At 65.8% G+C, this 3885-nt stretch carries 4 protein-coding genes and 2 pseudogenes; 1 reads left to right on the forward strand and 5 read right to left on the reverse strand.

Translation table 11 applies throughout. The features are described 5' to 3' along the window. Positions 1 to 210, forward strand: a pseudogene (locus tag HP499_RS21830) (VCBS repeat-containing protein); the annotation flags it as partial. Between the two features lie 10 nt (positions 211 to 220). On the opposite strand, the gene HP499_RS21835 reads toward HP499_RS21830, so the two are convergent. From HP499_RS21835 to HP499_RS21855, 5 genes and pseudogenes are all read right to left on the reverse strand, one after another. After that, positions 221 to 382 carry a hypothetical protein gene (locus HP499_RS21835; RefSeq protein WP_172326197.1) on the reverse strand — a complete coding sequence of 54 codons (162 nt, stop codon included), beginning with the start codon at positions 380 to 382 and terminating at the stop codon, positions 221 to 223. After that, entirely contained in the window at positions 379 to 1725 is a 1347-nt protein-coding gene (locus HP499_RS21840) for an NtaA/DmoA family FMN-dependent monooxygenase (protein ID WP_172326198.1), read from the reverse strand. Before HP499_RS21840 ends, HP499_RS21835 begins: the two co-directional genes overlap by 4 nt. A 9-nt stretch (positions 1726 to 1734) precedes the next feature. Further along, positions 1735 to 2793 (reverse strand): LLM class flavin-dependent oxidoreductase, encoded by a 1059-nt coding sequence (locus HP499_RS21845; protein WP_172326199.1) that lies wholly within the window; start codon positions 2791 to 2793, stop codon positions 1735 to 1737. Then, complete coding sequence (locus tag HP499_RS21850; RefSeq protein ID WP_172326200.1) at positions 2790 to 3659, reverse strand: DUF1684 domain-containing protein; 870 nt, start codon at positions 3657 to 3659, stop codon at positions 2790 to 2792. Before HP499_RS21850 ends, HP499_RS21845 begins: the two co-directional genes overlap by 4 nt. Continuing rightward, a pseudogene (locus tag HP499_RS21855) lies at positions 3643 to 3885 on the reverse strand (LLM class flavin-dependent oxidoreductase); the annotation flags it as partial. The gene HP499_RS21850 and the pseudogene HP499_RS21855, both read right to left, overlap by 17 nt.

Consider the following 3885-nt stretch of genomic DNA (forward strand, 5'->3'; position numbering starts at 1 on the left):
GAGGAACCTGCGTCCCTCGGCCCGGGGTGGGAGACGTTTTCCGAGGTAGCAGGAATTGGTAGTTCCAGCCACTCGAAATACAACGAACTCTCGGCCGTCGCCGCCAACGGCGATCTTTTGAGCTACATCACCGGCGCTTCCGCCACTGGCCTCTACGGCCCTTACGGCCCTGTCGGCCGGGGTTGGAACGTCTTCAAGGAACTGCTCTAAGCCCCGGGTGCTACAGCGGCTGCCCCATCACGGTCAGCTGAATATGTACGGTCCCGCGCGAAGGGTCGACGACGGCGGCACCCGCCCCGCCGTCGTCGGGCGCTCCGCCGTGCTGGCCCGGCGTGATGCCCAGCCAGCGCCGGCAGAGCTGCAGCAGGCGGCCCGTGCTCATGGGACCCGCACCGACTCTGTTGAGCGCACTGGCGTCTCCAACCCCAGGTTTTCCCGGAGCGTAGTGCCGCGGTATTCCGTGGGGTAGACGCCGCGTTCCTGGAGCTCGGGCACCAGGTGGTTCACGATGTCATCCAGGCCGGTGGGGACCAGCCACGGCGAGATGTTGAAGCCGTCCACGGCGCCAACCCGGGCGTATTCGGCCAAATGATCGGCAACGGCCGTGTAGGAGCCGGTGAAGGTGGCATCGATGCGTGCCGTCTTGGAGGTGACGAACTGGCGGATGGAAAGGCCCTTGTCCTTGGCCTCGGCCCTCCACTGGTCAGCGAGTTGGCGTGCCTTGGCGCCGTGGAAGCCGCTGCCTCGGGTCTCGGAGGTTTCCTCCACTACGGGGTCGATCTCCGGAAGGGGACCATCGGGATCGTAGGAGGAGAGCTCCCGGCCCCAGAACTGTTCCAGGTAGGCGATGGCTTGCTGCGGGCCGATCTGGAGGCTGCGGACCCAGTCCTTCTTTTCCCGGGCTTCCTGATCGGTGGCGGCCAGGATGAACTCGCTGGCGGGCATGATCTGCACGGCATTGGCTCCACGCCCGGCTGCGATGGAGCGTGCCACGATGTCGCGGCGGAACTCCACGGCGTCATCGAACTTGGGGTGGGCGGAGAAGATCACATCCGCCTGGCGGGCTGCGAAGTCGCGACCTTCAGGTGAGTCGCCCGCTTGGAAGAGCACGGGACGGTATTGGGCGCTTCGGGGCAACAACGGCTTGACGTCCACGGTGTAGTGCTGGCCTTCGTGCAGAACCCTCCGGGCCGGACCGGACGCGGTTTCCCAGGAGTCCCAGATGCGTTTGGCGGTCTCAACAAAAGCTTCAGCGTGCTTGTAGCGATCGGCGTGGTCCAGGTAGCCCCCGCGGCGGAAGTTCGCACCGGTCCAGGCGTTGTCCGTGGTGACAATGTTCCACGCGGCGCGTCCTCCTGAGATGAGGTCCAGGGAGGACAAACGGTGCGCGAGGTCTGCGGGGTCGTTGTAGGTGGTGTTTTGGGTTGCCACCAACCCGATGTTTTTGGTCACGGCAGCGAGCGCGGCCAGCATGGTCTGGGCATCGGGACGGCCTACCACGTCCAGGGCGTGCGGGCGGCCGAGGTGCTCGCGAAGACGCAGTCCTTCGCCCAGGAAGAAGGCGGCGAACTTGCCGCGCTCTGCGGTCTGGACGAGCCGGCGAAAGGACTCAAAGTCCGTCTGCGAACCGGATTCTGCGGCCTTCCAAATGGTGCCGGAGTTGACGCCTTGGAAGAAGATTCCGAACTGGATCTGGCCGCTCGGCTGGAAAATGTCGCGTGTCATGGTGTTCCTTTACTTTCCTGAGCCGGAAGCGGTGGTTGCATAGCGGTTTTCCGCCGGGGCGAGGCCCAGCAGCTCGCGGAACGTGCCGTCCTGCAGGGGCGCCCGCAGGGAGCCCCTTCGCCGGAGTTCCGGAAGGACAACCCGCGAGAGCTCATCCAGTTCCACGCTCAGGTCAGCAGGGTGGAGGCGAACGCCGTCGGCTTCCTGGAGAAGTGAGTCGAGCAGTTCGGTGAGGCCGGCGGCCGATCCAACAAAACGCGCAAGGCCGCTTTGCCGGGATGTCACCACGCGCGACTCCGCCGCCTGCCCGCGGGCGTCCAGGACGACGTCCAGCTCTGCGACAACCGCTACTGAAGCGCCAAGCCGTGCGCGCACGTCGCGGATCTCGGCGCTGAGCAGCTCCGGTGTCGGCGCGGTAACCAGTACAGCGTCCACTGCTTCGGCCGGCACCAGGCCTTCGCCCACCAGGGATGCCGCAGCGAGCACGGGCAGCTGCCCTTGGAGCGGCCTGGGGATGATGGACGGACCCTTCACCGAGTAAGCGGGGCCTGTGAAGTCCGCAGGCGTTTCGAAGTCCGCATAGTGCAGCTTGTCCACGTCGATGTACCGGCCCGTGGCGACATCGCGGATCACGGCGTCGTCCTCCCACGAGTCCCACAACCGGCGGCTGACCTCGATGGAGGCGGCGGCTTCCTGGGTCAGTGCCCCGCCCTGGACAAAGGAGCGTCCGACGGCGGCGGCAGCTTCGGGTGATTCTGCTGCGGTGACGATCCACCCGGCACGCCCACCGGAGACATAGTCCAGGCTGGCGAGCTGCGTGGAGACATGGAACGGTTCGGTATAGACCGTGTCTACCTCGGGAACCACCGCGATGGTCCGGGTTACCGGCCCGGCAAAGGCCGCGCGCTGCAGGGCGTTGGCGCGTCCGGCCTCCGGAGTGTCCTTGAAGGTTGCCACGTGGAAACCGGCGGACTCCGCGGCGAGGACGGCGGCGGCAAGGTTTTCATACCCCGCACCGTCGAGTTCAATGGCCAGGAATCCGGCCCTGTTTTCTTCGGAGGAAGTCACTTCTGATCCTGACGTTCGTAGGGAATCTTTTCGCCGGCTTCGATGGCCACGGGAAGGCGGTTTTCTGCGGGCGGCAGCGGGCACGTGGCGAGGTCCGTGTAGGCGCAGGGAAGGTTCACGGCGCGGTTGAAGTCGAGCACCACTGAGCCATCAGCTGCGGGAACCACGGACAGCGAGCGGTTGGCCTCGTACGTGGTTTTGCCGGAGGTCTGGTCGGTGAACAGCACGGACAGTGATCCTGGCGCGTATCCGTTGAACGCCGTCAGCGCGAGTTCTTCACCGGCCAGTTTGAAGCGGATCTCCCCCGGAGCCTCGTACACGTGCTGGATCCCTTCGACGGCGGCGCCCACCGTCGTAGGTCGCGGAGCCTCGAACGGGACGAAGGTACCAGCCACGGCAAACGCAGCATTGGGCGTGTAGGCGGGTGTGCCCTGGTACTCCTGGAGGAGGGCGTTGGACGGGTTTCGCGGTCGCACGATGTACTCGCCGCCGCGCTTGGCCACCTCAATGACGGTTTCGCCGGAGACGAGGTTGATGCCGCCACGCTCCTCAATAGGCCCCAGCTGCAGCGTCTTGCCCGAGCCGGCGGCCAGTTCCACGCCGTCCTGCTGCAGGCTTTCGCCCGGTTCCAGAACAACACGCACGACGTCGGCGTCCACCCTCCACGTTCCCGGCGCACCTTCCAGCCGGGTGGCTTCGCTGCTGAGCCAGTGCAGGTGGGTCACGGCAAGGAAGCCGTGCGGGTGCGCCCGGTGCTTCTCATGCGCGGCGTGCCATTCCTGCCATTCCTCGTCGAAGGATTCGAGTGCTGTTGCGGTGTGCGCAGGGGTTTCAGTGTGCGTAGCTGTTTCAGTGTGCGTAGACAAGTGCGTTATCCGTCCTGTTCAAGGCGTGGTCTGCTGTGACAGTTGCTGCTGCGTCGGGATCAGTGGCCCCGGCTAATTCGGGTCGGCCACCGAAGGGATCACCGGACTCCCAGAGGGTGGTGGGCGCGGCAGCCCGGACGGCCGGAATGACCTCCAGGGCGAAGCGTTCAAGGATCTCGAGCTGCTGCCCAAAGGGCAGCGTGGTGGGCAGGGAGACCGACTGTAG

The sequence above is a fragment of the Paenarthrobacter sp. CM16 genome (genome assembly GCF_013179505.1).
In the GTDB taxonomy this organism is placed as follows: Bacteria; Actinomycetota; Actinomycetes; order Actinomycetales; family Micrococcaceae; genus Arthrobacter.